Raw genomic sequence first — 3,685 nt, 5'->3', positions numbered from 1 at the left:
ATCAAGGACCGCACACCCAGGTTGTCGGACACCCCGCCGTCGACCAGGTGCAGGAAGGGGCGCTCGTGGGCATCGAGGTAGCTGCGCGCCGTGGCGTGCAGCACCCGGGCCCGAAAGCTGTCGCCGCTGCCGGTCGGCGGGGCCGCCAGCGGGGGCGCCGGGCATTGGCCGGCGTAGTTGCGCAGCGTCATCGGCGTCAGCAGGATCGGTACCGCCGACGACGACGCGACTGCAAACGACAAGGGCACGCTGGAGAGGTCCGAGCAGATCAGCTCGAACTGCTTGGGTGAGAACTCGAACGGCGCGCCAGTGGTCAGGTCGGTCGCGGTCACCAGCAGGTCGGGGGCGCGCTTGCGCTTCGCCAGGTCGCCAAAGGTGCGGCCGCCGTACAGCCGGTCGAGCCGCTCGGCCAGCAGGTGGCTGCGGCCGAACCACGGGGAACCGAGGCGATACAGCCCCCGGGGCGTGAGTGCCGTCGTGATCAGGTCGGCCTCGACATGATCGAGCAGGAACTCGGGCTCGAAGCGCGTCAGCGTCTCGTCGCCGAAGGCCGCGAAATGCGCGGCCAGGATGCTGCCGCCCGACACCCCGCTGACCAGGCTGATCTCGTCGAACAGCGTGGTCGGGTGGCCGTCCCAGTCGAAGCGCGTGTCCTTCAACTCGCGAAGCACGCCGAGGCCGAAGGCGGCGGCACGGGCCCCGCCGCCCGACAGCGTGAGCGCCGCAACGATGGAGCGCTGCGGGGCCTCGGGGGCCGGCTGCCCCGGCCGGGCCGGGGCGTTCTGCCAGGGCTGGACCGATGAGCAGCCGGTCGCCAGGGCGATGATCGACACCGCCAGCCAGCAACGCAGGCTCGGCGCCCGCAGCGGTCTCAGGTGCATGTCGGTCCCGGCCTCAGAAGCGGTAGCTCACGGCCATCAGCAGCGAACTCACCGGGCCCCTGGCGACCAGCGGGCTGCGCGAGATGGAACGGTCGGCAAAGGTCCGCCGGACGTAGGCGTTGAGGTACCAGCGGTCCACGAGCCGCGTCTCGATCATGGCGCCGATGGAAGGGTTCAAGGCGGATCCGGGTTGGTAGGCGCTGCCGAGCACGGCTGCATCGGCGTCGGTGGTGCCGCGATAGTAGCCGGCGTAGGCCCGCGACTGGTATTCGACGCCCAGCTCCGGGTAGACGGTGACCCGCCCCAGCGGCAGCTCGGCCAGGTAGCGTGCCTGTACGAGGTTGCCGCCGGACTTGCCCAGGTCATGCAGCACCTGCAGCCCGAACGCGCCGATGGGCGTGATCTGCAGCGTGCCCAGGCCCAGTGGCACGGAGTCGTGGCGCCGGCTCAGCAGCGTCGAATCGTAGCCATCGCTGCGGTACTGGCTGACGAGCTCGACGTGGCCGTAGCCGAGCGGAAGGACCTGGATGCCGAAGCTGTCGACGCGGGCGAACAGGGGGCCGTACTCGACGTTCAGGTAGGGCAGGGCGTCGGTCTTGGCGGGCGCGCCGAGCACCTGCGTCTGCGCGCGCGTCGCACCGACACCGACGTCGCCGCTCAGGCCGGGCTCGGCGGAATGAGCCGGCCCTGCCGCGGTGAGCATGAGCGGCAGCGCGAGCAAGGGCGGGGCCAACCAGCGCGCCATCCGTCCGCCGAACAACAGCTCGTAGAGCACCGGCACCAGGCCGAGCGTGACCAGCGTGCCCAATGCGAGGCCGCCGATGATGGTGACCGCCATGCCCGACCACAGCGGCCCGCCGAACAGCAGCAGCGGCACCAGGCCGGCGACGCAGGTCAGCTTGGTCATCACGATCGGCCGCAGCCGCTGCACCGCCGAGGCCACCACCGCCTCGCGCAGCGGGCGGCCGGCATGCAGCTCGGCCTCGATGCGCTCGAGCAGCAGCACCGCGTTGTTGACGATGATGCCTGCCAGCGACAGCAGGCCGAAGTTGGCCATGAAGCCCAGCGGCTCGCCGGCGAGCTTCAACGCGGGTGCCACGCCGATGAGCGCGAACGGGATGATGGCCAGGATCAGCGCCAGCTTGCGGAACGAGCCGAACTGCCAGACGAAGAGGATCAGCATCGCCACCACGGCGTGCGGCAGGTAGTCGCCGAGCGCGGTGTTGGCCTCGGCCGCGTCCTCGATCTCGGCGCCCAGCTCGATGCGGTAGCCCGGCGGCAGCGCCAGCGCCGCCACCGTCGGCGCGAGGCGGTCCACCACCTGCTGCGCGGTCTGTGTCTCACTGCGGCCCTGCACGGTCAGCGTGCGCGAGAGGTCGCGGCGGCGGATGACCGAAGGCTCGGAGCCGACCGTGAGCGTGGCCACCGCCGACAGCGGCACCGGCGCGCCACCGGAGGCGGGGTAGATCAGGCTGTTCGCCAGGTCCTCGGGCCGCCGGCGCTCGGCCTCGGAGCCGCGCACGACCAGCGGCACCAGCGTGTCGCCGTCGCGCAGCGACGAGACGGCCAGGCCGCTGAAACGCGCGCCCAGCGAGGTGGCCACGTCTTCGCTGGTGATGCCCAGGCGCCGTGCCTTGCGCTGGTCGATCTGCACGTCCAGGCGCGGCACGCGGCCGTCCCAGTCGTCGAGCACGCCGACCACGCCGGGCACGCCGCGCAGCGCGGCCTGCAGCTGCCCGCCCAGGCGGCGCAGCTCGCGCTCGTCCGGGCCGGCGATGCGGTAGGCCACGGTGCCGGAATCGCTGGAGCCGAGCGAGAAGCGCTTCACATCGACCCGCAGCTCCGGATGCGCMTGCGCCAGCCAGGCGCGGGTGCGCTCGATCATCGGGTCGAGCGCGTCCTTGCCGTTCACGCCCACGGTGAAGTAGCCGATGTGCGAGGCCGGCAGCGGCGGGTTCAGGCCGAGGATGATGCGCGGCCCGCCATCGGCCACGTAGCCGATGCTGGTCGTCACCTCCGGATTGATGTTCTTGTCCGCCAGCCAGCGGCTGACCGATTGCACGGTGGAGAGGGTGGCGCGCGAGTCGCTGCCGGGCTGCAATTCGAGGGCGATCTGGTACTGCGGCCGGTCGGAAGGCGGCAGGAAGCCGGCGGGCAYGCTCGCCAGCATCAGCATCGCCGCCGTGAACATCACGCCCATCGCGACCAGGAACATCGCCTTGTGGTCGAGCACCTTGCCGATGACATGCCGGTAGCCGCGGTAGAAGCGCGACTCGGGGTTCGATTCGGCCGGCCCCGCGGGGTGGGACGGCTTCAGGAAGTGATAGCACAGCAGCGGCGTCACCGTCAGGCAGAACAGCCACGAGCCCAGCAGCGCCAGCGCGAGCACGATCACCAGCGGGCGCAGGTACTCGTTGATCGAGGTGTGGCCGAAGAAGAACGGCGAGAACGCGAAGATGATCACCAGCGACGAGGTGAGCAGCGGGATGGCCAGCGTTCGGCCCGCATCGATGCAGGCCTGGCGACGGTCCTCGCCGGCCGCCAGGCGCCGTTCGATGTCTTCGGCGATCACGATGCCGTTGTCCACCAGCAGGCCGAGCGCGATGATGATGGCCGCCATCGAGACGTTGTGCAGCTCGATCGACAGCATCTGCATCGCGACCAGCGTGCCCAGGATGGTCAGCGGCACGATGCTGCCGACCACGAGGCCGGCGCGCCAGCCCAGGAACAGCACGACGACCGCCATCACGATGACGATGGTCTCGCCCATCACGCGGTTCATCTTGCCCATCTCGCGCTCGACC

Annotated in this window: 2 protein-coding genes; both read right to left on the bottom strand. The window is 70.8% G+C overall.

Annotation, left to right across the window (positions count from 1 at the left end; genetic code table 11):
- Positions 1-881: patatin-like phospholipase family protein (locus tag AC1D12_RS27905; protein ID WP_477844330.1), on the bottom strand; the 881-nt coding region annotated here is incomplete at its 3' end.
- Between the two features lie 13 nt (positions 882-894).
- Positions 895-3,685, bottom strand: a 2,791-nt coding sequence (locus AC1D12_RS27900) for an efflux RND transporter permease subunit (protein WP_477844328.1), incomplete at its 5' end; no start/stop codon positions are given.

It is taken from the genome of Rhizobacter sp. P1_G5, from assembly GCF_056405435.1.
This window is presented reverse-complemented; position numbering and strand designations above follow the sequence as displayed.